The organism is Deinococcus seoulensis (assembly GCF_014648115.1).
GTDB classification, from domain to species: Bacteria; Deinococcota; Deinococci; order Deinococcales; family Deinococcaceae; genus Deinococcus; species Deinococcus seoulensis.
Genome location: NZ_BMQM01000014.1, coordinates 1 through 21828, shown reverse-complemented (window position 1 = coordinate 21828; position 21828 = coordinate 1). Strand labels below are relative to the sequence as shown.

At 69.6% G+C, this 21828-nt stretch carries 19 protein-coding genes; 7 read left to right on the top strand and 12 right to left on the bottom strand.

Going from position 1 to position 21828, the window contains the following annotated elements:
- Positions 1–140: 140 nt before the first annotated feature.
- A complete protein-coding gene (locus IEY70_RS11110; protein ID WP_189065086.1) occupies positions 141–740 on the bottom strand; it encodes a TetR/AcrR family transcriptional regulator in 600 nt (199 codons plus the stop codon).
- A 366-nt stretch (positions 741–1106) separates the two neighbouring features.
- Between IEY70_RS11110 and IEY70_RS21045 the strand changes: the two genes are divergently transcribed.
- The 4 genes from IEY70_RS21045 (at position 1107) to IEY70_RS11095 (ending at position 4193) form a co-directional block, all read left to right on the top strand.
- On the top strand, positions 1107–1781 hold the full coding sequence (locus IEY70_RS21045) for a MerR family transcriptional regulator (protein ID WP_229777863.1): 675 nt from the start codon (positions 1107–1109) through the stop codon (positions 1779–1781).
- 172 nt (positions 1782–1953) lie between these two features.
- Complete coding sequence (locus IEY70_RS11100) at positions 1954–3207, top strand: vWA domain-containing protein (RefSeq protein ID WP_229777862.1); 1254 nt, start codon at positions 1954–1956, stop codon at positions 3205–3207.
- Between the two features lie 234 nt (positions 3208–3441).
- Complete coding sequence (locus IEY70_RS21040; protein WP_229777860.1) at positions 3442–3819, top strand: helix-turn-helix domain-containing protein; 378 nt, start codon at positions 3442–3444, stop codon at positions 3817–3819.
- Positions 3820–3848: 29 nt separating this feature from the next.
- Positions 3849–4193, top strand: a complete 345-nt coding sequence (locus IEY70_RS11095; protein WP_229777859.1) for a type II toxin-antitoxin system PemK/MazF family toxin — start codon at positions 3849–3851, stop codon at positions 4191–4193.
- A 13-nt stretch (positions 4194–4206) separates the two neighbouring features.
- Here IEY70_RS11095 and hpaI read toward each other — a convergent pair whose 3' ends face one another.
- The 7 genes from hpaI to hpaE form a co-directional block, all read right to left on the bottom strand.
- Positions 4207–4998 carry a 4-hydroxy-2-oxoheptanedioate aldolase gene (gene hpaI / locus IEY70_RS11090; RefSeq protein WP_229777857.1) on the bottom strand — a complete coding sequence of 264 codons (792 nt, stop codon included), beginning with the start codon at positions 4996–4998 and terminating at the stop codon, positions 4207–4209.
- Positions 4995–5807 (bottom strand): 2-oxo-hept-4-ene-1,7-dioate hydratase, encoded by an 813-nt coding sequence (hpaH, locus tag IEY70_RS11085; protein ID WP_189065084.1) that lies wholly within the window; start codon positions 5805–5807, stop codon positions 4995–4997. Before hpaH ends, hpaI begins: the two co-directional genes overlap by 4 nt.
- Complete coding sequence (locus IEY70_RS11080; protein ID WP_189065083.1) at positions 5804–6196, bottom strand: 5-carboxymethyl-2-hydroxymuconate Delta-isomerase; 393 nt, start codon at positions 6194–6196, stop codon at positions 5804–5806. The genes hpaH and IEY70_RS11080 overlap by 4 nt, the downstream gene beginning before the upstream one ends.
- Positions 6196–6981: a fumarylacetoacetate hydrolase family protein gene (locus tag IEY70_RS11075; RefSeq protein WP_189065082.1), complete on the bottom strand. Its 786-nt coding sequence runs from the start codon at positions 6979–6981 to the stop codon at positions 6196–6198. Before IEY70_RS11075 ends, IEY70_RS11080 begins: the two co-directional genes overlap by 1 nt.
- Positions 6982–7159: 178 nt before the next feature.
- On the bottom strand, positions 7160–8128 hold the full coding sequence (gene hpaD, locus IEY70_RS11070) for a 3,4-dihydroxyphenylacetate 2,3-dioxygenase (RefSeq protein ID WP_189065081.1): 969 nt from the start codon (positions 8126–8128) through the stop codon (positions 7160–7162).
- A 1-nt stretch (position 8129) separates the two neighbouring features.
- Positions 8130–9623, bottom strand: coding sequence for a 4-hydroxyphenylacetate 3-monooxygenase, oxygenase component (hpaB, locus tag IEY70_RS11065; RefSeq protein ID WP_189065080.1), 1494 nt, complete (start codon positions 9621–9623; stop codon positions 8130–8132).
- Between the two features lies 1 nt (position 9624).
- Positions 9625–11148, bottom strand: a complete 1524-nt coding sequence (gene hpaE / locus IEY70_RS11060; RefSeq protein WP_189065079.1) for a 5-carboxymethyl-2-hydroxymuconate semialdehyde dehydrogenase — start codon at positions 11146–11148, stop codon at positions 9625–9627.
- Between the two features lie 172 nt (positions 11149–11320).
- Between hpaE and IEY70_RS11055 the strand changes: the two genes are divergently transcribed.
- Positions 11321–12526 (top strand): PucR family transcriptional regulator, encoded by a 1206-nt coding sequence (locus IEY70_RS11055; protein ID WP_189065078.1) that lies wholly within the window; start codon positions 11321–11323, stop codon positions 12524–12526.
- Between the two features lie 40 nt (positions 12527–12566).
- Here the strand turns inward: IEY70_RS11055 and IEY70_RS11050 are convergent, their stop codons facing one another.
- Positions 12567–13022 carry a winged helix-turn-helix transcriptional regulator gene (locus tag IEY70_RS11050; protein WP_189065077.1) on the bottom strand — a complete coding sequence of 152 codons (456 nt, stop codon included), beginning with the start codon at positions 13020–13022 and terminating at the stop codon, positions 12567–12569.
- A 75-nt stretch (positions 13023–13097) separates the two neighbouring features.
- Between IEY70_RS11050 and IEY70_RS11045 the strand changes: the two genes are divergently transcribed.
- Both IEY70_RS11045 and IEY70_RS11040 read left to right on the top strand, forming a co-directional pair.
- A complete protein-coding gene (locus tag IEY70_RS11045; RefSeq protein ID WP_189065076.1) occupies positions 13098–13907 on the top strand; it encodes an SDR family NAD(P)-dependent oxidoreductase in 810 nt (269 codons plus the stop codon).
- Positions 13907–14974 (top strand): aldo/keto reductase, encoded by a 1068-nt coding sequence (locus tag IEY70_RS11040; protein ID WP_229777856.1) that lies wholly within the window; start codon positions 13907–13909, stop codon positions 14972–14974. Before IEY70_RS11045 ends, IEY70_RS11040 begins: the two co-directional genes overlap by 1 nt.
- Before the next feature lie 41 nt (positions 14975–15015).
- On the opposite strand, the gene IEY70_RS11035 is transcribed toward IEY70_RS11040, so the two are convergent.
- The 3 genes from IEY70_RS11035 to IEY70_RS11025 form a co-directional block, all read right to left on the bottom strand.
- The gene (locus tag IEY70_RS11035) at positions 15016–19911 is read right to left on the bottom strand and encodes a DUF4132 domain-containing protein (RefSeq protein WP_189065075.1); all 4896 of its coding nucleotides are present in this window, start codon (positions 19909–19911) and stop codon (positions 15016–15018) included.
- Entirely contained in the window at positions 19908–20312 is a 405-nt protein-coding gene (locus IEY70_RS21035) for a hypothetical protein (protein ID WP_229777855.1), read from the bottom strand. Before IEY70_RS21035 ends, IEY70_RS11035 begins: the two co-directional genes overlap by 4 nt.
- Positions 20313–20490: 178 nt before the next feature.
- Positions 20491–21711, bottom strand: coding sequence for a transposase (locus tag IEY70_RS11025; RefSeq protein ID WP_189065074.1), 1221 nt, complete (start codon positions 21709–21711; stop codon positions 20491–20493).
- Positions 21712–21828: the final 117 nt, after the last annotated feature.

The following is a 21828-nucleotide window of genomic DNA, read 5'->3' as shown; positions in this document are numbered from 1 at the left end:
CAGGGTCACCCGGTGGCCCCCTCGCCCTTCCGTCGCTTCGCTCCTCAGCTGCGCAGCTCTGCGAGTCCCTCCCTCTCCCACGAGGGGAGAGGGGACAACGGAACGCGACCAGACTGGAAGCAAGTCAATTTCATCCCGTATCAGAGGGTGGAGGTCAGGCCCTGTCCGGCGCGGCGGAAGGTGGTGCGCAGCAGGTCCTGGAAGACGCTGAACGGCTCGTCGGCCTGCCAGCGGGCGAAGACGACGCCCATGACGGTGAAGGCCAGGGCACTCAGCAGGGCGGCGTCCTGCGGGTCGCGCCGCTGGGCGTGCAGGCGCGCGCCGAGCCAGTCGGTGAGGAAGGTGCTGAGGCGTTCGCTGACGTCCTGGTTGCCCTGGCGGAGCGCGGCGACCTCGGCCTGCAGCTGCTTCTGCAGTCGGAGTTTCGTCTCGTACCCGGCGGTGTAGTCGAGGAAGAAGGCTTCCAGGGTGGTCCAGGGGTGTTCTTCGTGGGGGCGGGCGTCCAGGAAGGCCTGCCAGCGCTGCTGTTCCTCGGGGTCGGGTGCGAAGAGCATGGCTTCCTTGGACGGGAAGTAGTTGAACAGCGTGGCGCGGGAGACGTCGGCGGCCCGGGCGATGTCCTCGAGGCTGACGTTGCTGTAGCCGCGTTCGAGGATCAGGTTCAGGGCGACGTGGCGGATCGTTCGCCAGGTCTCGAGTTTCTTGCGTTCACGGCGTCCGGGTGCTGGGGTGACCTCCACAGGTCAGATCATGCCACGAAAATGGACGGGTGTAAATATAGATCCGTCCAAGATTAATACGAGCTGAAGAACGCCGTCGCTGGCCCGAACACCCGGCCCATCCGGCACGGCCTTCCCCGGACGTGCCAGGAACTCCCGAACCCCAGCGTCCCGGAATCCAGCAGCCTTCCTACCTGCCGAAAGAGGCCAGCGTTGCTTCAGACAGCAGCCTGTAGCCGCCCTCCACTGCCCTGCCGCCGCTTCCAGGAGGCGTTGGAACAGGACGGAACGAGACACCCATCAGGCCAGCGTCACGGCACGCCTGCCGTTCCCGGACGTTGCCACTCTGCGTTGTCAGTGACGCCCGGACGCTGGTAGTGTGGGTGGATGCTGGGAATCGCGCAGGACTGGGTGGGCGGAATCGACGAGTTCGTCGCGGAGGCGAACGTGTGGTTGTCGCGCCTGCTGCCCGAGGACCGCGCGGGGCGGCCGAAGGATGAGGTGAATGCGCGGCTGGTGCGGCATTACACCACGTCGGGGTTACTTCCGGCGCCGCGCCGGGAGGGCCGTGAGGCGCGGTATGACCGCCTGCACCTGCTGCACCTGCTGGCGTTGCGGCGCCTGATGGCGGACGGTCTGAGCGGGAAGGCGCTGTTCGCGGCGCTGTCGGGCCGGTCGGAGGCGGATCTGGAGCGGCTGGCGCAGTGGGGCGCGGAGGCGGGCCAGCACGAGGCCGTGGTGGTGGGAAGTCAGGCACGCCGTTCTGTTCAGGGCGGGGCGGCGATGGAGTACCTCATGAGGTTGCGGGGCACTGGGGTGACCGAGAGCCTGAACATACGGCCGCCGGAACTGACGGCGCGGGCGGTGCCGGAGCGGCGGGCGGCGCGGTCGGTGCAGGTGCGGTCGCAGGTGCTGGTGCGCAGTGGGCTGGAGGTGCTGGTGGGAGAGCGGTTCCGCTGGCCGCGTGACGAGGCGGACTGGGACGAGTTGCTGGGTGAGGTGCGCGAGTCACTGAGTGACGTGCAGCGGCGGCAGCGGGGCGCGTCAGGGGATGACGCGTAGGCGGGTGACACTGCGGGTAGGTGCAGGCGAGAGAATGAACACAACCTAGACTGTTGACAATTACTGTTGTCAGTGTCAGACTTGTTTCAGTTCCACCCAGCCCGGCCCGCACCACACGCCACCCGACCCTGACCGGCCGGTGGATCCCCCTCTGCACCCACAGGAGCCCGCCATGACCCACCTCCCCCAGATGCCCACCCTCGAACTCCTGCCCCTGCGCGCCGCCCTGCCCGCCGGACAGGACAGCGAACTGACCGTCCTGCTGCGCGTCCACCCGGCCCCCGCCCCCAGCGGCAACGGCACGCGGCCCCCGCTGAACCTGTCGTTCATCATCGACCGCAGCGGCTCCATGAGCGGCCAGCCCATCGAGATGGCCCGCCGCGCCACGCAGACCGCCATCCGCCTGATGCAACCCCACGACCGCGTCAGCGTCGTCGCGTTCGACGACTCCATCGACACCGTCATCGCCCCGCAGCACGTCACGGACCCCGAAACCCTGTGCCGCGCCGTGGAAGGCGTCACGGACCGGGGCAGCACCAACCTGTACGGCGGCTGGCTCGAAGGCGCCATGCTGACCGCGCAGCACCTCGACCCGCAGGCCCTCAACCGCGTCCTGATCCTCAGCGACGGGCAGGCCAACGCCGGCGAGACCCGCACCGACGTGATCGCGCAGCACGTCCGGGGCCTCACCGCGCGCGGCGTCAGCACCAGCACCGTCGGCCTGGGCCGCCACTACGACGAGACGCTGCTGCAGGCCATGGCCGACGCCGGGGACGGCAACTACGAACACATCGAGAACGAGGAAGGCCTCCCCGCGTTCTTCAGCGCCGAGTTGCAGGGCCTGACCCGCACCACCGGGCAGACCGTCAGCCTGGGCATCGAACCCAACCCGGCGCTCGGCAGCCTGCGCTGCGACGTACTGAACGACCTGCCCCGCAATTCGTACGGCCGCTGGCAACTCCCGAACCTGAAGGCCGGACAGCCGCTCGATCTCGTCCTGACGCTGCACGTGCCCGCGCAGAGCGCCGCGCCCGCCACCGGCGTGACCCGCGTACGCCTCGCCTGGAACGACCGGCAGAGCCTCCGGCAGACCCTCCGCGCGCAACTGACCCTCCCGGTCTTGGACGCCGATTCGTACGCCGCGCTGCCCGACGACCCCCGCGTGGCCCTGGCCGCCGAACGCCTGCGCGCCGCCCGCGTCCGCGAGCAGGCCGTCGCGTACGCCGCCGCCGGAAACATCCAGCAGTCCCGCACCACCCTGACCCGCGAGAGCCAGCGCCTGAGCGCCCTGCACCTGCACGGGTTGCAGAGCGACGTGGACGAACTCCTCAGCCTCGACCAGGACTTCGCCACCGACGAGCTCCTGGCCCGCAAACGCGCCGCCAGCCAGAGCTACAACGTCCGCCGCAGCAAACCCGAACTCTGACCACGGCACACGACGCATGAGGGAGGGGAGGAGTGCCGGTTCAGGTCACTTCTCCCCTCCCTCACGTCACAGTTCGGGGTCACCCGCCACATCATCGCGACCTCAACAGCCGGGTTCTGCAGGGGAGCCGGGCTTGATCAGGCGCGTCCCGCCTCGGTGCCTGCCTACCTGCATTCGGCGATAGTACGCTCAAGAGTACTCCTCCTGACAGGTACTCCAGAGTATGCTTCTCCTATGATGCAGGCACAGTGGAAACTCAGAGCCTACCTCCAGGCCCACGGGATCACGCCGTACAGGCTGGCGAAAGCCCTTCCCGAAATGCGGCAGGCAACGATCTACCGACTCGCCGCTGAAGAGACACCCCAGTCGGTCAGCTTCGATGTCCTCTCTCAGGTGATCGCCGGACTACGGCGCGTCACGGGCGAAGACGTCACGCCGAACGACCTGATCGCCATCGTGGAAACCCGCAGTGCCGAAGACACCTCATGGCAGACAGCCGACCTGTCACGCCTCGCCGACGAAGAACCCTACGACTGGGGCGGAGTCGACCCCCTCACCCTGGGCAAGGCGGTACACGTCACGGCCAGCGGCGAAATCGCGGCGGAACATTGAGCGGATCGGTCGCCCTCAAACCCGGGGACGTGATTGTTGCCCGGCTGCCACAGCAGGTCCCGAACGGCCGCGAGCAGGAAGGGTACCGTCCTGCCGTGGTTGTCGGTCTGCCGCAGCGCGCCGGCACCGACCGGTACCCGATGATCCTGGTGGTTCCAGTGACGACCCACCGGGGGCAACCGTGGGCCAGTGCAGCCCCCGGCCTCTACCCCATCCTCCCCGCTGGCGCCGGTGGTCTGCCGGTCGATTCAGTCGTCCTCACCGACCAGTTGCGCGCACTCGACGCCGGTCAGGTCGCAAGGCGCCTGAACACCCTGACGACCACCGAGTACGCGCCTGTCCACACCGCGCTCCGCAGCATCCTGAGCCTCTGATAAGGACTCCGTGTCAGTACACGTCCTGGCCGGTGTCGGACTGGAATCGCCCGGCCAGGTCGCGGGCGGCGCGGGCCAGGAGGGTGGTGTCCACGCCCGCTGCGATGAACGTGCAGCCCGCCGCGCGGTAGTGCGGCACCTGAGCCTCGGTGCAGAGGATGCCTGCCGCCTTCCCGGCCGTGCGGGTGCGCCTGACCGCGTCGAGGATCGCGGCCTGCACGTCCGGGTGCGCGGGGTTCCCGAGGTGGCCCAGGCTGGCGCTCAGGTCCGCCGGGCCGATGAATACGCCGTCCACGCCCTCGACGGCCAGGATGTCGTCCAGCGCGGCGAGTCCGGCGGCGCTCTCGACCTGCACCAGCAGGCACACCTGCTCGTCGGCGCGGTGCAGGTAGTCCGGCACGGCATTCCAGCGCGAGACACGGGCAATCGCGCTGCCCACGCCCCGCACACCGCGCGGCGGGTAGCGGGTCGCGGCGACGAGGTCGCGGGCCTGCGCGCCGCTTTCCACCATGGGAATCAGCAGCGTCTGCACGCCCAGGTCGAGGTACTGCTTGAGCAGGTGCGTCTGCCCGATGGGAGGCCGCACGATGGGCATCACCGGGTACGCCGCGAGGGCCTGGAGCACCAGAAGGGTGCTGCGCACGTCGTTCGGCGCGTGTTCGCCGTCGATCAGCAGCCAGTCGAAGCCCGCCCCGGCGATGATCTCGGCGCTGTACGGGTCGGCCAGCGCCAGCCACAGGCCCAGCTGGAACTCCCCGCGCGCCAGGGCCGCCTTCAGGGGGTTGTGCAGGTCGGGGGCGCTCACCGCGCGAACCTCAGGGTCACGCTGCCCAGCGGGCCGTAATCCGCGTGGAAGATGTCGCCGGGCGCGGCGTCCACCGGGCGCACGAACGACCCGGCCAGCACCGTCTCCCCTGCCCGCAGCGTCACGCCATGCGGCGCGAGACGGTTGGCGAGCCACGCCACGCCCTCGGCCGGGTGGTTCAGCACGCCGGCCGCCACGCCGGTCTCCTCGATCACGCCGTTGCGGAACAGCAGCGCGCCCACCCAGCGCAGGTCCACATCGGTAGGCCGCACGGGCCGCCCGCCCAGGACGATCCCGGCGTTCGCGGCGTTGTCGCTGATGGTGTCCGTCACCTTCCGGGTCGCGCCGGTCTCGCGGTCCACCCGTTCGATGCGCGCGTCGATGATCTCGGCGGCGGGGACCACCCAGCGCGTGGCGTCCAGCACGTCCATGACCGTCACGTTCGGCCCGCGCAGGTCCTTGCCGAGGATGAACGCCAGTTCCACCTCCACGCGCGGCACGATGAACCGCCCGGACGGGATGGGTTGCAACTCGCTGAACACCATGTCGTCCAGCAGGGTGCCGTAGTCGGGTTCGTCGATGTTCACGGCCTGCTGCATGGCGCGCGACGTCAGGCCGATCTTGTGCCCGATCACCCGGCGGCCCTGCGTGAGCTTGTGGCTCACCCAGGCGTCCTGAACGCGGTATGCGTCTGCGATGGTCAGGCCGGGGTACTGGCCGGACAGCTGCCGCATGGGCGTGCGGGTCTGCTCGGCGGCGTGCAGGCGGCGCGCGGCGTCCTGCACCTGCGCGTCAGAGAGGCCCGTCATGCCTGCTCCCTGCGGTAGCGGGCGTGGATGTTGTTGTGCTTGAAGGTCCCGGCCTCGCTGAACTCCGCGATCTCCAGCGACAGGGCCAGGAAGCGGGACTCGAAGTCCGCCGCGAAGTGGTTTTTCAGCACCTCGAACAGCGCCGCGCCCGTCTCGGCCTTCACGGTCTCGCTGCGCCCGGCGGCGATCTTCAGGGTGACGTGCACGAACGCGTCGTCATGCGCGCCCTCGGCCACCACGTACTCCGTCAGGCGGTGCGCGCGCGCGCGGATGCCGCCCGGCGGGTACACGTCCGGACGGGCCAGCAGCACCCCGTTCAGGGCGCGCAGCAGCTCCGGCACGCGCGGCGCATTCAGGTTGTCGGTGTACTCGACGGTCAGGTGCGGCATCAGATCCGCTGCCCTTCCTGCGCGATCAGCGGTTCGGCATCCTCCGACTCCCAGGCCACCGGGTTTTCCAGCGCGCCCAGCCCGTCGATCTCCAGGCGCATCACGTCCCCCGGCTTCACGTGCGACACACCTTTCGGTGTGCCGGTCAGGATCACGTCGCCCGCCTGCAGGGTCATGAAGCGGCTCATGAACTCGATCAGTTCCGGCCCGCGCAGGATCATGTCGCGCGTGTTGCCCTCCTGGCGCAGCTCGCCGTTCACGAAGGCGCGCAGACCCAGGTTGTAGGGGTCCGGCACCTCGTCCGCCGACACGAGGTACGGCCCCAGCGGCCCGAAGGTATCCCAGCCCTTGGCACGCATGGGCGGGCGGTAGTAGTTGCTCACGTAATCACGCACCACCAGATCGTTCGCAATGGTGTACCCGCCGATGTAGTCTTCTGCGTCCTTCACCTTCACGCGCCGCGCGTCCCGGCCGATCACGATGCCCAGTTCCACCTCGTAGTGCATGAACTGCGCCCCACGCGGGTACTCCACCGTCCCGCCGTGCGGCAACAGACTCGTGTTCGGCTTCAGGAACATCACCGGCTCCTCCGGCGTCTTGAAGCCCAGCTCCGCGTTGTGATCGGCGTAGTTCAGCGCCAGCGCGATCACCTTCCCGGGATTCACCGGCAGCAGGAACTGCACCTCGTCCGGACGGTGCGCCTCACCCGCCGCGTCGATCAGCATGCCGCCTTGCAGCACGCCACGGTGCTGACGACCTCGGGCCATAAAATTCGCAGTTTTCATCAGGGAAACCTCGGTTGGGAACGGAGTCGCGGGGGGACCCCTCAGGCCGCTTCGCGGCCAGCTCCCCTTAGAGGGGAGCCAAACCGCGCAGGAGAGTTTTTTAGCCTCCCCTTCGAGGGGACTCGTAGAGCTGCGGAGCAGAGGTGCCCCCGTCAGGGGGCGGAGGGGTTCACTCAACTTAAATCACGTGGACGGGCAGGCCTTTCAGGTCGCTCTCGCGGGGCTGCACCCAGCCGCCGTCGTAGGCTTCGAGCAGGGAGCCTTCCTCGAACCAGCTTTTCGGGGTTTTGGCGCCCCAGAGGGTCTGGCGGCGCGGGTCGTTCAGCGACCAGCGGATCGGTTCGAAGTCCGGGTCGACGGTCAGGTAGTCGCAGGTGTACAGCTCGATGCGGTGCCCGTCGGGGTCGCGGATGTACAGGAAGAATGCGTTGCTGACGCCGTGGCGGCCGGGGCCGCGTTCGATGTGTTCGGGCATGCGGGCGCCCGCGAGGATGTCGCAGGTGCGGATGATGCTCCCCATGTCCGGCATCCAGTACGCGAAGTGATGCAGCCTCGGCCCCATGCCGTTGGTCAGGGCGAGGTCGTGCACGCTGCCGCGCCGCTGAATCCAGGCCGCCCAGATGCGTCCGTGGTCGTCCTCGGTGTACTCGCTGAGGCGGAAGCCGAGGTGGTCCATGTACCAGCGCATCACGCCTTCCACGTCCGGGGTCATGACGTTGATGTGGTCGATGCGTTGCAGGCCCGCGCCGCGGTGCAGGTGGTAGTCCTGCAGCAACCAGGGGTGCTTGACGGACTGAGCGTAGAACGCGACGGGCACGCCGTACGGGTCCTGGAAGCGCAGCAGGCGCGGCCGGTCGAGTTCCGTCTCCCAGCGCCACGGAATACCCTGTGCGTCCAGGAACACGGTCAGGGCGTCCAGGTCGGCGTCCGTGCCCACGCGGTAGGCGAGGTGCTTCACGCCGGCCTCGGGCGCGAGTTCGAGTTTCAGCGTCCACTCGCGGTCCTCGTTGGCGCGCAGGTACAGGGCGCCGTCGGTCTCATGCAGGACGTTCAGGCCCAGCAGGTCCACGTAGAAGTGGCGGGAGGCGGCGAGGTCGGTGACGTAGAAGATGCCGTGCGCGATGCGGATGGTGTTCGGCGTCTGCATGTCAGTCCGCCGCCACGGTTTTGGACTGGTTGGGTTGAGGCTGGTGGATGAACTCGCGGATGCGCTGCACGTAGGGTTTCTTGTCGTAGACCTCGTACAGGGCGCTGTGCATGCGGATGGGGTCGCCGAAGAAGTGCTTCTCGTACAGGTTCTGCCGCGCGCCGAAGCTGCTCAGGGTCAGGTCCCACGCGAGGCGGAAGAGCTTGAGCCGCTCCTCGGCGCTGGCGTTCGTGGCCTGCAGGTGCTTCTCGATGAACGCCCCGAGTGGCCCCTCGCGGTCGGCCCGGCTGGGCATCATGATGATCCCGGACGCGCCGAGCAGCTGGATGATCTCGTTCAGGCGCGGGTAGATCGCCGGGTAGTAGTTCCGCGCGGCATCCAGCGGGCCTCGCGCGGGCGTCATGACACCGTACGCGTTGAGCTGCGCGCCCTCCACGGCGGCCACCCGCAGGGCCTTCATGATCTCCAGGGTCACGATGATCTCGCTGACCTTGCTCTGCACGTGCTGGAACTGCCCGCTGCCGACGGTGTCCACGATGCTCTGCGCGAGGCCCAGGAACGCTTCCGTCTTGCTGACCTTCTGGTTCACGACCTGGTACGCCATGTGCAGCACGGCGTCGGTCCTGGCGTACGCCTGGTTGGCGAGGGTCATGTCGTACATCAGGAACACGCGCTCCCACGGCACGAGCACGTCGTCGAAAATCACGAATGCGTCCTGCTCGTCGAAACGGCTGGACAGCGGGTGGTCTTCCACGTCGCGGCCCAGGTCGAAGGGTTCACGGCACTGGAAGTACAGGCCCTTCGTGTTCGTGGGCAGCCCGAAGCCGATGGCGTAGCGGCTGCGGTCGCCGTTCTCCTTGATCACGGTCGAGGGGAAAATCAGGATCTCGTCCGCGATGGGGAGGGTGGCGAGCATGCGCGCGCCGCGCACGATCACACCGGCCTCGGTTTCCTCGACGATGCCCATGGCGATGTACGGGTCGGGCAGCTCAGACGCCTGCTTGCTGCGGTTCACCTGCGGGTTCGTCAGGGCATGCGTGAGGCACAGGTCGTGGTCGCGCACGTACTCGAAGTAGCGGCGCATGTTCTCACTGAAGTTCCGGCCCGAGCCCGGCTCGCCGCTGGACTCGCACTGGTCGAAGTACGCGCTGGCAATCCCGGCGGCCATGACGTTCGTGTTCATGTAGTCCGGCGCGCGGCCCAGCGTGCCCAGCGAGTAGTTCGCGCGGAGGCGGTGCGCCTCGCCGATCCGTCGCAGGTCCTCCTTGGTGCGGGGCACCATGAATGCCGTCGCGTGCCGCTCGCCGCCCTCCTCGAAGGTCAGGACGTCACGGTAACGCGGGTCGTGTTGCAGGTCGTACAGCCCGGCCAGCGAATGGGCGATGTTGCGCGTGGCGGGGTGCGTGGTGGCGTCCTCCACCCGCTGCCCGTCGATGTACAGGTGGGGCGGGTTCAGGCGCAGGCGGTCGAGGAACTGCTGTCCGGTGCGGGCCATCTCAATTCTCCTTGTTGCTGGGCATCCCGAGCTGCTGGGCGCGGTGGCCGCCCAGGTTGATGGCGACGTTCTTCGTTTCCATGTAGAAGTCGAAGGAGTAGTCGCCGCCGTCGCGGCCGATGCCGCTGGCCTTCATGCCGCCGAACGGGGTGGGGAGGTGGCGGACGTTCTCGCTGTTCACCCAGATCATGCCGCTGTCCAGGCCGTGCGCGAAGGTGTGCGCGCGGGTCAGGTCGTTCGTCCACAGGTACGCCGCGAGGCCGTACGGCACGTCGTTCGCGAGCCGCAGGGCGTCCCCGTCCGTGTCGAACGGGATGACGGTCAGGACCGGGCCGAAGATCTCCTCCTGGGCGATGCGCATGTCGTTGCGGGCGTCGGTAAAGAGGGTGGGGCGCACGTAATTCCCGGTGTCCCCGATGCGTTCGCCGCCCACCCGGATGGTCGCGCCGTCCGCGCGGGCCGCGTCGAAGTACGAGCAGACCTTCTCGAACTGCCGGGGGTGGATCAGTGGGCCGACCTCGGTGGCGGGGTCCAGCGGATCGCCCACGCGGATGTTCGCCACGCGCGCGGCCAGCTGCTCGACAAACTGGTCGTGCACGCCGCGCTGGACGAGCAGGCGGCTGGAACTCGTGCAGCGCTGTCCGTTCAGGGAGTAGATCATGAAGATCGCGGCGTCCAGCGCCCTGTCCAGGTCGGCGTCGTCGAACACCACGACCGGGTTCTTCCCGCCCAGTTCGAGGTGCACGCGTTTGAGGGTGTCCGCGCCCTGCTTCTGGATCAGACTGCCGGTGCGGCTCTCGCCGATGAACGCGATGGCGCGGATCAGCGGGTGCTCGGTCAGGGCCTTCCCGGCGCTCTCGCCGAAGCCGTGCACGAGGTTCACCACCCCGGCGGGAATGCCCGCCTCGTGCATGATCTCCGCGAGGATCGTGGCGGTCACCGGGCTCCACTCGGCGGGTTTGTGCACGACCGTGCACCCGGCGGCCAGGGCGGGCGCGATCTTCCAGGAACTCAGCATGAACGGCGTGTTCCAGGGGGTGATCACGCCGACCGGCCCGATGGGCTGGCGGACGGTGTAGTTCAGGAAACCGTCGGTGGGGAGGCTCAGGCCGTCCTGGGCGCCCTCGGCGCGGTCGGCGAAGAAGCGGAAGTTCTCGGCGGCGCGCACGGCGGCACTCTTCATGAAGCGGATGGGCTGCCCGGTATCGGTGCTCTCGGCCACGGCAATGTCGTGCGCGCGGGCTTCAATCAGGTCGGCGACGCGGTACAGCAGCGCGCGGCGCTTCTTGCCGCTCAGGGCTTTCCAGGCGGGGAATGCGGCGTGCGCGGCCTGCGCGGCGCGGTCGATATCGCGCGCGTCGCCACTGGCGGCCTGTCCCAGCACGCGGTTGTCGCTGGGCGCGTGGAAGTCGAAGGTGTCGCCGGACTGCGCGCTGACCCACTCGCCACCGATGAAGTGGCGCAGCGGCTCGCGCAGGCGGTCGTGCAGGGCGTCCACGGGGGACGGGGACGGAATGGTGGTCATGAACCCTCCAGAGAGGGGCGCGTCGGGATGCGCCCGGAACGTGAGTTGTGCTTCCCCGCAGCGTAGGCCCGCGCGGGCGAGAGGCTCAACGGCGTGATGCACAGAAACCACAAGGGCTTTTGTATGATCCGACAATGCCCAGATCGACAATGCACAGGCTGGGGTGGACGGCATGACGGTGACGCTCGCGGCGTTGCGGGAGGCGCTGGGCCTCTCCCACACAGCAGGCGATGAGGTTGTGCTGGACGTGGAAGCGGCTGTTCGTGCGGTGCCTGACGTTCCGGCAGCGGACGTCCGCGCCGCGTTCACTCGCCTCCAGGCAGACACGCTAAGGCCGCACCTGCCGGGCCTGCGCGCCCTGCTGGACGGCGCGCAGCGCGCCCTGAACCACCCGCAACCGGAGGCGGCGCTGGCCCGCTGGCTGGCAGGGGTGACGGGCGGCGAGGTGACCGTGCGGGCCAGCTGGGGCGACGTCGTGGCGCACGCCGGGCACGCTCCGGACGGCGCGGAACTGACCGAGGTGCCCCTGGCGTTCGAGCGGCGCCCGGTCGGGACGCTACACCTGCGCGCCGATCCCGGCTGGGCGGATCTGGCGGCGCTGATCGCGGAACTGCTGCGGCTGGCGCGGCTTCAGGCGGCGGCGGCGGGCGCGGCGCGGCGGCGGGTCGGCGAGCGGCAGTTCGAGGCACTGCTCTCGGGGGACGCGGCGCAACTCCCACCCGGCGAGGGCTTCACGGTCGCCGCGCTGCGCCTGGACGGCCCGCCCCCGCGTTCAGCCCGCGCGCGGGAGGCCCGCACGGCGCAGCTGGACGTGCTGTGCAGCGTCGGTGAGGGCTTCTTCTACCGCCGGGGGCTGACCAGCCTGACCGCCGTACGCGCACAGGGGGACAGTGACGTGAGCGTGTGGCTGTGGCCCGCCGCCGATCCGGCCGGGGCGGCCGGGTTGCACGAGGCGCTGCTGAACGCCACAGCCGCCCCGTTCCGCCTGGGCGTGAGCCGCCCGCACGCCGACCCCGGCGCGGTGGGCGCGGCGCTGCGGGAGGCGGCGCAGGCCCTCGCGCACGCCGGGCCGCGCGGGTCGGCCACCTTCACGCAGCCCGACCCCCTGCGGCCCCTGCTGGACAGCCCAGAGCGGGCCGCGCACGCCGCCGACTGGCAGGCCCGACTGCGCGCCGGGGACCCGGACGGGAAACTGGCCGCCACTCTGCGCGCCTACCTGGGCCACACGGGCTCACTGGCCGTGCTGGCAGATGAGATGAACCTGCACCTGAACACCCTGCGTTACCGCCTGAAGCGAATCGAGGAGCTGCTGGGCGGGCAGCTGGGCGACCCGGCGTTCGTCGCGCGGGTGTACCTCGCGTTCGGGGAGGTGCCCTGAGGAGGAAGTGCCCTGACGGCACCGGGGCTGACGGATTGGCCTACAGCAGTTCCGGGTTCAGGTGCGCGGCGCGCACGCGGTCCAGTTCCTGCTGCCAGGCGGGCGGCAGGGTCGCCGGGGCGGGCGCGGGAAGGTACGCGTCGCTGACGGGGCGGTGGGCGTGGCTCCAGTCGCTGATCGCCATCAGGATGGGCAGCAGTGAGACGCCCTTCTCGGTGAGGCTGTAGATGACTTTCTGCTGGTGGGTGGGGTCGGCGGTTTTGGTGATGATGCCCTCGCCCAGCAGGGTTTTGAGGCGGTCGGCGAGGATGTTCGAGGAGATATGTTCGTCGGAGGCGAGCATCTCGCGGTAGTGGCGTTTGCCGCTGAACATCAGGTCGCGCACGATCAGGAGGGTCCAGCGGTCTCCGAAGATGTCGAGGCCGAGGCTGACGGGGCAGCCTGACCGGGGCGTTCCGGTGGGGGGTGGGGGGGCGGCCGGTTTCACTGCTTGCATGATTGCACCAGTTACGGTAGCGTGCAACCAGTTGCACAATACAACCGCTCTGGCAACTGCCCCAGGAGGCGCCCCATGCAGACCCTACCCAGCAACGACGACCTGCTCTCCAGTCTTCCCACCGACACCCGCCTCGCCGGGCGCACGGCCATCGTCACCGGGTCCACGGGCGGCATCGGCGAGGCCACCGCGCGCGTCCTGGCCGCCTCGGGCGCACACGTGATCGTCAGCGGACGCGACGCTGCCCGCGCCCGGCACGTCGCCGACAGCATCCTGCGGGCTGGCGGGCAGGCGACCGCCGTCACCGCCGACCTGTCCGGCACGCCCGACGACGTGCGCACCTTCGCGCGCCACGCCACCGACGCCCTCGGCGGGCAGGTGGACATCCTGGTCAACAATGCCGGCGTGTACCCCGTCACCGCCACCGAGGACCTGACCGACGACGACCTCGAAGCGATCCTGAACGTCAACATCCGCGCCCCGCACGTGCTGGTGGCGGCCATCGCGCCGGGCATGGCCGCGCGCGGCAGTGGCCACATCGTCAACATCGGGTCGTGGATGGCCCGAACCGGCACGGCCAGCGGCGCGCTGTACACCGCCTCGAAAGCAGCCGCCGAACAGCTCGGGCGCAACTGGGCCGCCGAGTACGGGCCGCGCGGCGTGCGCGTGAACACGGTCGCGCCCGGCGTCACCCTGACCCCCGGCAACGCCGCGCACGGCGCGGTCCTGGACGCCATGACGGCCGCCACGGTCGCCGCCCGGCCCGTGCGCCCGGTCGATGTCGCCCACGCCGTGCGCTTCCTGCTCACGGACGAGGCGGCCTTCATTCACGGCAGCGTTCTGGACGTGGACGGCGGCATCAGCCACACCCGGCTGCGCTTCTGATGCGCACCCCCACCACACGCGTGAAGCTGAGCGACGGGCGCACGCTGGGCCGCTCCGGCCTGATCGTCAGCCCGCTGGCGCTGGGCACCATGACCTTCGGGAACGCCGCCTGGGGTTCCCCGGACGACGTGTCCGGGCAGGTGTTCGACACCTACCTGCAGGGCGGCGGGAACTTCATCGACACGGCCGACGTGTACTCCGGCGGGCGCAGCGAGGAACTCGTGGGCCGCTTCATCGCCGAGCGCGGCGTCCGCGATCAGGTGGTCCTGGCGACCAAGTCCGGCTTCAACGTCCAGCCCGGCAACCCGCACGCTGGCGGGAACGGCCGCAAGCACATCCACGCCGCCCTCAATGCGTCTCTGCGGCGCCTCGGGACCGACTACGTCGACCTGTACTGGCTGCACGTGTACGACATGGTCACGCCCGCAGAAGAGGTTTTGCAGACCATGGGTGATCTGGTGCGCTCGGGGCAGATCCGTTATTTCGGCCTGTCGGACATCCCCGCGTGGTACGCCACGAAGATGGCCACGCTGGCGCAGGCGCACCACGTGCCGGGACCGGTCGCCAGTCAGCTGGAGTACTCACTGGTGGCCCGGCAACTGGAAGCCGAGCATCGTCCCGCCGCCGCCGACAGCGGCATGGGCCTCGTGCCCTGGAGTCCGCTGGCCGGCGGGTTCCTGACCGGCAAGTACACCCGCGCCGACACGGCCAGCCAGGGACGCCTGAGCGGCAGCAACCCGTTCCAGGGTCCGTTCACGAAATTCACGGACCGCAACTGGGCGATCCTGGACACCCTGCGGGAAGTCGCCGCGCAGACCGGCCACACGCCCGCGCAGGTGGCCCTCGCGTGGGCGGCGGCGCAACCGGGCGTGACATCCACCCTGATCGGGGCCAGCACACCCGCGCAGCTCGCGGCGAACCTCGCCTCGCTGGAGGTGCAGCTCACGCCAGAGCACCTGGGCACGCTGGACCGGGTCAGTTCGCCCGGCCCCGACTTCTTCTCGCCCGGCCTGCAACGCGCTGTCTTCGGCGGCGTGTCGGTCCAGGGCTGGCCTGTGCCGGGCTGAAGCACCACGCCCTGACCCGGTCCCCCGCCCCGCCCGGCCGGTCAGCGCAGCTGTTCGAGGATGGTGGGGTCCTGGATCCTGCGGTCCTCGGCGAGCAGCAGGACCTTGCTGACGACCTCGGCGGTGCGCGGGTCGGGGTCCGCGAACGGCAGGAACACCCGGCCCTGGTGCGCGTTGTGCACGGGAATGATGCACAGGGATCCGCCGGGCTGGCGGTGCACGGTGCCGCTGCCGAGGTGCACGGTGTAGCGCGCGTGATGCCCGTCGATCAGAGCGTGGTCGTTCTCCAGGCGGACGTTGCCGAGTTGCAGGAGGCGCAGCGTCTCGCGCAGCAGGGCGGCGCGCATCTCGGTGGTGCTCTGCGTGGCTTCCGGGTCCACGCCACCCACATGCGCGACGGACACGACGAGGTCGAGGTCGCGCATGGTCTCGCTGAACACGCGGGGCGGCACCTGTGAGAGCGTCAGGGGTTCGGTCGCGCCGTGCGGCAGGAAGTACGCGGCGTTCAGCGGGGTGCCCTCGACCTCGTTCGGGGTGCCGTAGCCGAGGCTGGTGTCGATCCACACGTTGAGGCCCTCGGCGTGCCAGGTCTTGCGGACGCCTTCCTCGGGCACCGGCACCCAGCCGCGTGTTTTCAGGAGGGCGGCGGCCTTGCCGGGCTGCACGTGATGCCCGTCGAAGCGGGTGCTGCGTTTCGCGTCCGCCTCGGCCGGGGTGGGCGGGTAGTACTCGCGGAACACCTGCCTGAACGGCTGCGTGACGCTGCGTTCCATGACCTGCGCCTGGAAGGCTGGCCACTGCCCGAGCGTGAACAGGTCGTGCGGGTGCGCGAGCCGCAGGGCGTGCTCGCCGATCACCCGGGGGCCGCCGGGCGTGCCCAGGGTGTCGCCCTGCCACCACCCGGCGTGCTCCTCGTTCATGACCCACACGAGGCTGCGCAGCATGGGCGCGATGACGGGGTGCGCGGCCAGGTCACTCAGTTCCTGCGGTTGCAGGTGGTCGCCGCGGATCATGGCGTCCTCCAGCGCGGCGCGCATGCGCAGACGCGTGGCATTCAGCTCGGTGACGCTCTCCCGGAGGGCGATCACCTCCGGCACCTTCTTCAGGGCGGGCGGCAGGGTTTTGAGGGTCTTCTCGTCGCGCCGGACAGTCAGGCTGGCCTCCCCGGCGTCCGTCAGGGCGATGCCGAGCGTCACGCCGTCCACGGTGACGGTCTGCGTCCAGTCGGGCGCGGTGCGGGCCTCCATGGCCCACACGAGCCGCTGCGGGTCCGTGTACCCGGCGGTGCGGGCGAGGTTGTGCAGGCCGATGTCGGCCGCGCGGCGCTCGCTGGCCTGCCGCTGAGCGCCGAACTGCCGCGCGCCGCGCCGGAACTCGCTGATCACGCGGTAGCGTTCCGTCACGTGACGGGCCGCCGACGCCTTCGCCCGCGCCGCCCCCTTCGTGCGTGGCAGGGGCAGCAGGCCCAGGGCGCGCACGGCGTCCTGGTTGCGCCTGTCGTGAATACGGGCGCGCAGTTCCGTTTCGTCCAGCTCGCCGAGGACCGCGCGGGCGAACGTTTCGGCCCGCTTGTGCCCGCCGCTGCTGCTGGCGTACTTCGCGGCGTCCAGCAACGCCGCGAACCGCTGCGCGCCCAGCGCCCCGTGGGTCCGCCGGAACCACTCGACGTCCACGGCGCCCTCGGTCAGGTCGGCCGCGCTCAGGGGCGTGCGTTCGGTGATCTCGGCCTCCCACGCGTCACGGACGTCCTGCGGGACGCTCCAGTTGCTGTCGCGGGTGTGCGCGTGCAGCCAGTACACGCCGTCCTGCAACCCCCGCCAGCCGAGTGCGCCGGACACCAGCGGCGCCCACTGCGGCGCGAACATCGCGAGGTCCAGCAGACGCGCGTCCGTCAGTTTCAGCGCCTGCGCCTGCGCGCGGAACCCGGCGGGCGTGTCGCCCGGCAGCGGGAACGACACGCGGATCAGGTGACTGAACGTCACGTCGCGGCTCTCGTTGCGGCCCTGGTAGCCGCGCTTCAGGGAATTCTTGCCCAGGGCGGCCAGCAGACGCAGCGGCAGGTCCGCACCGTGCGCGCCCTGCAGGGCCAGCGCGGGCCGCGTGGCCGGCGTCTCCAGATCCCCGCGCGCCAGTTCCACCTCCAGCACCCTCTCGCGCACGGCGTTCACGGCGCTCAGCCAGTCCGGGTGGGTGGGCAGGTCCGCCCGGACGGTCCGGCGCGTGTAGGCGCCCAGGTCACGGAAGTCGCTGCCGGAGGAATACCCTGCGCGTTCCGGGCGTGCTCCGATCAGCTGGTCGAGCAGGTCGTCGCGGTTCGCCCAGCCGTGCTCGTATGCGCGCAGCAGCAGCGCGGTGTCCGGCCGTTGACGCGGCAGCTCCGGGAACGCCTGCCCCAGGTGCAGGGTCACGTTCCACAGGCGCTGCACGTGCTCCGCCGTCCAGCTGACCCAGGCACCACGCGGGCGCAGCGGGTCGAGCAGGTCGCGGGGGTCGTCCCTGCGCCAGGAATATCTGGGATCGACCCACAACTCGAGGTCAAGCGGCACGTGACTCAGGGCCGTCTCCCAGGCGTCCAGCGCCATCTCGGTGTCGGTGTGCGTGGCGTGCTGATCGTGCAGGGCGTCCACGATCACGCGTGCGATGTCCGGGTGCTCCAGCCGCATGGCGACAAGAGGCCCGAGCGTGAGGCGGAAGATACGCTGGAAGTCCTGGAATACCTGCGTTGCAGTGGGGGCATCGGAACTATCGGCATCAGCTCCACTGCCGTCCGCGTCGGAGATGTCGGCCGCGACCTGCGTGGCAGGACCCAGTTCCGCGCCGTCCAGTTCGCTCTGCAGTTCGCTTTCGGTGGTGTCGTTGCGGGCGACGAAGTGCGCCAGCGTCCAGCGCATGCGGGTCAGGTCGCCGTCCTGCGCGTCCGGGCGGGCGTTCCACCACGCCTGCCACAGGTCATCGAGCGGCATGGGTTGCCCGTCCCGGCCGGGCCGCAGGTACCAGGGGCTGACGTTGCCGAGCAGCACGGTCTCGCGGCCGTCCCAGCCGACGCCCACCAGGGGCGTCTCGCGGTGCTGGACGATCAGGGCGTCCAGGCTGCGCAGCAGGGCCGCGCCGCGCTGCAATTCCGCCGGGTAGTCCCGCGTGCGCGCGTGCAGGGGCGCGGGGCGGGTCAGGCGGGACGGGTCGAACAGGCCCAGCCCGTCGTGCAGGCTGACCTGCGAGCCGGGGTCCGTCAGGCGCGCGAGCAGGGTCTGCTCGGTGACGTTCTTCGGGCGGAAGTCGCCGGGCAGGGTGCCGCCCGTCTCGATCAGGAGTTGCAGGGCCGCCTGCCGCTGGTCGGTGTTCCCGCCGAGCAGGGTGTGGGCGCTGGCCTGCGCCTGGGCGGGGTCGCTGGCGAGCAGGCGGATCAGGCCGCGCCTCAGGTCGGCGCTCCTGCGTTTCAGCAGGGTGTGCACGGCGCCGATCTCGGCGGGCTCGGGCGTGAAGTGCGCCATGACGGTCACGGCTTCCTGCGAGACGCTGCTGTTGCGGTCCTGAAGCAGGGTCAGCAGCAGGGCGCGGGTCGGGGCGTCCAGCGGCGCCGCCTTCGCCTGTTCGCCCAGGGCGCGCAGCACGGCCGTCTTGCCGTACACGCTCATGCCGTTCAGGTGCGGGGCGAGGACCGTGAAGGGCCGCCCGCCGCGCAGGGTGGGCAGGGCGTCCAGGGCGGAGTCGCGGGCCGGAATCTGCCCCAGCCACGGGAACAGGAGCGGGTCGTGCCGCGCCGATTCCGGCAGGCGCTGGGCGTAGGTTTCAAATGCCTCGAAGGTGAAGAGGTCGCTGCCCGCCCAGCGGTTCACGGCGCTGCCCGCCAGCGCGGCGAGGCGCAGGTCCGGGTCGCGCAGAAGGGTCCGGCGGTCGTCGTCCGTGAGGAGTTCGGCGGCCGTCAGGTACTGCGCGGCGGCCATGCGGCGGGCGGCGTCGGCGTCCCCCAGCAGCGGGCGGGCGAGGTCGGCGGCGTGCACGGCGTCGCGCATGGCGAGCGTGAACAGCGCGAGGTACGTGTCCACGCCCGCCCCGGTCGTCACAGTGGCGCGGGCGGCAGCCGGGTCGCCCAGGAAGGCGAGCGCCTGCGTGAGGTGGGCGCGTACCGTTTTCAGGTCGGTCACGTCGTAGTTCAGGCCGAACCACACGCACGCGGCGCGCAGGGTCGCGGCGAAGCGCAGCAGGTCCTCTTTCAGGATCAGGCGCAGCAGGCGGGTGAAGGCGTCCGGGCTGGCCTCGTCCACCGTCTCGAGGATCACCTGACGCAGGCCCTCCTGGCGCTGCGCGGCGAGCAGCAGGCCCTCGGCGAGCGTCCAGGCGTCCTCGCGGGTGCTGCTCAGCAGGGCGCCGGGCACGTGGCGGCCCATGCGCGCCACCGGGTGCTGCGTGCCCGCCGTGTCGCGCAGCACGCCGTACACTTCCTCGTTGCCGTCGCTGATCGCCTGCCCGAGCAGCAGGCCCAGGCCGTGCGCCTGCCAGGCGTTCAGCAGGCCCGCGTGCACCGCGAACCACCCGATAGGCTGCGGGTACTCGCGGGTGGCGTGCCAGGTCTGCCACAGCCACGCCTGCGCGTGCGCGGCGGCCAGCCGGTGACCGGGGGCGCGGAAGGCGCGGCGGGCGTACCCCTGCGGGTACGGGTGGCGGGTGAGCAGGGCCTCCAGCGTGCGGGCCGCCAGCTCCGGGAACTGCGGGAAGAACGCGGCCGCGATGAGCTGCCGGACTTCTGGCGTGCTGGTGTGCAGGAGGTCCGTGACGGCCTGCTGCTGGCCCTCGCGGACCTGCGGGTCGCTGCTTCCCCGGTGGAGTGCGCCGAGCGGCCCGGCCAGTTCCGTGGGCAGGGAAGCCAGCCGCGCCTCGAACGCCGCCTTCCAGGGCTGCTGACTGGCGCGCAGCAGGTCCTGCACGTCCCCGCTCATCCGCCCGCCAGCGCGGTCAGGCGCACGATCAGCAGGGTACTGTCGGGGCGGATGGTGACGGGGTCGTCGAGTTCCGTGACCTGCTGCTCGTCGATGAACACGTAGTACAGGCCGTCCCGGAAGGCGGTCAGCGCAGTGCGGACCGCGTCGGGCGTGTGCACGTCGCCGCCGCGTTCCTGCGGGGCGACCGTGACACGGCCGGTCTGGGCGGCGTCCTGCAACTCGCGTTCGGTGAGGACGCGCAGCACGCCCACGCTGTCCTGGCGTTCCCGGTACGCCGCGACCTCATGCTCGACGAGGTGCGTGAGGAGGCCCGCCAGGGTGTGCGGGCCGTCCGGGAGGTCGATGGGGCGGCGTTCGAAGGGAGTGCGGCGGCCGATCAGTTTCGTCTCGACGATCATGGGGAACCTCGGAAGGGAGATGGAAGAGTAAGGTTTTCACTTTTCACCCTACCCCACGAGATCAAATATGTAAATAGCATAATACGGGGTCACACCTCGCCTGCTGCGCATGGGCTGCTCTGGCAGGCCGACCACAGGCGGTCAGACGAATTCCGCATGACCAATGGTGCGGACAGGTTCAAGCAGCTTTGACGCCGAGATCCAGCGGCCTGGACGGATGTTCCTCCAATTCAGCGAATCGCCGTGAAAGACCCAGATTGGCCATAATTCGCGAGGCAAACAGCCTGTTATACGCGCGGCGCTTCACATCCTCGTACGAAAACGGCACCACGCCCGCCGGTCTGCCCGTACGGGCAGACCGCTCCAGCAGTTGCTCCGCACGACCCAGCGACAACGCGAAACACGCGGCGTTCCAGTGATTCTCCAGCCCCGTCGTCGACCGCAGTTGGCAGGTCGTCAGCCCCGCGAACTGCTTGGCATCACGGAAGACGAACTCCAGTTGGAACCGGGCGCTGTACAGCGCCCGGATCTCCTGCGCCGGCATGGTCGTATCCGTGCTGCACAGGACCACATGGGCCTTCACCTGACCCTTCCGGTCCAGACGCTCGATCACCACCACCCGCAGAAAGCGGTCGAAGTGCGGCGCCCACACCACCCGCGTCCACACCCGCTCCTGAGCGTCACCCGGGACGCTCTGCCACCCGCTCCAGTCTTTGAAATCGACCTTGCCACCCCACTTCCGCCGGGCACCCCGGCGTGTGGGATGCTCGCCCGTAAACGGGTAGAGCAGATTGGCATTCGACTGGAGCTTGGTGACGAAGGCAATCTTTTCGGCATGGACGGCGTCCATGAACATCTTCTTGGCGTACTGACCGTCGGCAACCACCGCGCGCAGATGACCGGACAGCCAAGTGCGTCGCTGGCTGAAGACGTCTTTCAGTTGCTCCAGATACTGTTCGAGGCGATCCGCCCGGTCCTGTTTGGGCCGGGTCTGGCGGATGTCCAGCGGGAAGGCATGCTGTCCGGTGAGGCTGATCAGGGCCAGGCAGGACAACTCCAGTCCGGTCTCGGAACGGCTCTGTGAGCCGTTCCAGAATGCCCCGAGCCCTTCGGTGTTCTTGCCTGACTTGGGAATGAAACTGGCGTCGATGGCCAGGATGAAGCGTGAACCGAGGACCCCCCAGCGAATCAGGAGTCGCACCAGTCCCCAGTGCAGTTCACCCCAGGGCAGCGTCTTGTGCATCCATCGACGGAAGGTGCGTTCATCCCACTCGCTATAGCGGCTGAAGTTCCTGGCGTTGACCCGACCTGGTATGGCTTGCCAGAGGGGAATGAGGTGAGCGAAGAAGCGGGTTTGATGGGCAGGCAATCCCAGGAAGAGCAGCAGTAGGGGTAACATGGGGGCAGGTCTCCTTTCGGTGGTGTCGTTTCAACTTCACCGTATAGGAGACCCTGACCGCCTGACAGAAATTATGAGAAAGCGTCCCCGATAGGGGACACTTTCTGTTTGTGAAGA

Excerpts from the sequence above, each read along its gene's own strand:
- hpaH (WP_189065084.1), bottom strand. The coding sequence starts at position 5,807 with ATGACGGGCCTCTCTGACGCGCAGGTGCAGGACGCCGCGCGCCGCCTG.
- IEY70_RS21035 (WP_229777855.1), bottom strand. The coding sequence starts at position 20,312 with ATGATCGTCGAGACGAAACTGATCGGCCGCCGCACTCCCTTCGAACGC.
- IEY70_RS11075 (WP_189065082.1), bottom strand. The coding sequence starts at position 6,981 with ATGAAAACTGCGAATTTTATGGCCCGAGGTCGTCAGCACCGTGGCGTG.
- IEY70_RS11050 (WP_189065077.1), bottom strand. The coding sequence starts at position 13,022 with ATGCAAGCAGTGAAACCGGCCGCCCCCCCACCCCCCACCGGAACGCCC.
- IEY70_RS21040 (WP_229777860.1), top strand. The coding sequence starts at position 3,442 with ATGATGCAGGCACAGTGGAAACTCAGAGCCTACCTCCAGGCCCACGGG.
- IEY70_RS11100 (WP_229777862.1), top strand. The coding sequence starts at position 1,954 with ATGACCCACCTCCCCCAGATGCCCACCCTCGAACTCCTGCCCCTGCGC.
- IEY70_RS11025 (WP_189065074.1), bottom strand. The coding sequence starts at position 21,711 with ATGTTACCCCTACTGCTGCTCTTCCTGGGATTGCCTGCCCATCAAACC.
- hpaD (WP_189065081.1), bottom strand. The coding sequence starts at position 8,128 with ATGCAGACGCCGAACACCATCCGCATCGCGCACGGCATCTTCTACGTC.
- IEY70_RS11080 (WP_189065083.1), bottom strand. The coding sequence starts at position 6,196 with ATGCCGCACCTGACCGTCGAGTACACCGACAACCTGAATGCGCCGCGC.
- IEY70_RS21045 (WP_229777863.1), top strand. The coding sequence starts at position 1,107 with ATGCTGGGAATCGCGCAGGACTGGGTGGGCGGAATCGACGAGTTCGTC.
- hpaB (WP_189065080.1), bottom strand. The coding sequence starts at position 9,623 with ATGGCCCGCACCGGACAGCAGTTCCTCGACCGCCTGCGCCTGAACCCG.
- IEY70_RS11040 (WP_229777856.1), top strand. The coding sequence starts at position 13,907 with ATGCGCACCCCCACCACACGCGTGAAGCTGAGCGACGGGCGCACGCTG.
- IEY70_RS11055 (WP_189065078.1), top strand. The coding sequence starts at position 11,321 with ATGACGGTGACGCTCGCGGCGTTGCGGGAGGCGCTGGGCCTCTCCCAC.
- hpaE (WP_189065079.1), bottom strand. The coding sequence starts at position 11,148 with ATGACCACCATTCCGTCCCCGTCCCCCGTGGACGCCCTGCACGACCGC.
- IEY70_RS11045 (WP_189065076.1), top strand. The coding sequence starts at position 13,098 with ATGCAGACCCTACCCAGCAACGACGACCTGCTCTCCAGTCTTCCCACC.
- IEY70_RS11035 (WP_189065075.1), bottom strand. The coding sequence starts at position 19,911 with ATGAGCGGGGACGTGCAGGACCTGCTGCGCGCCAGTCAGCAGCCCTGG.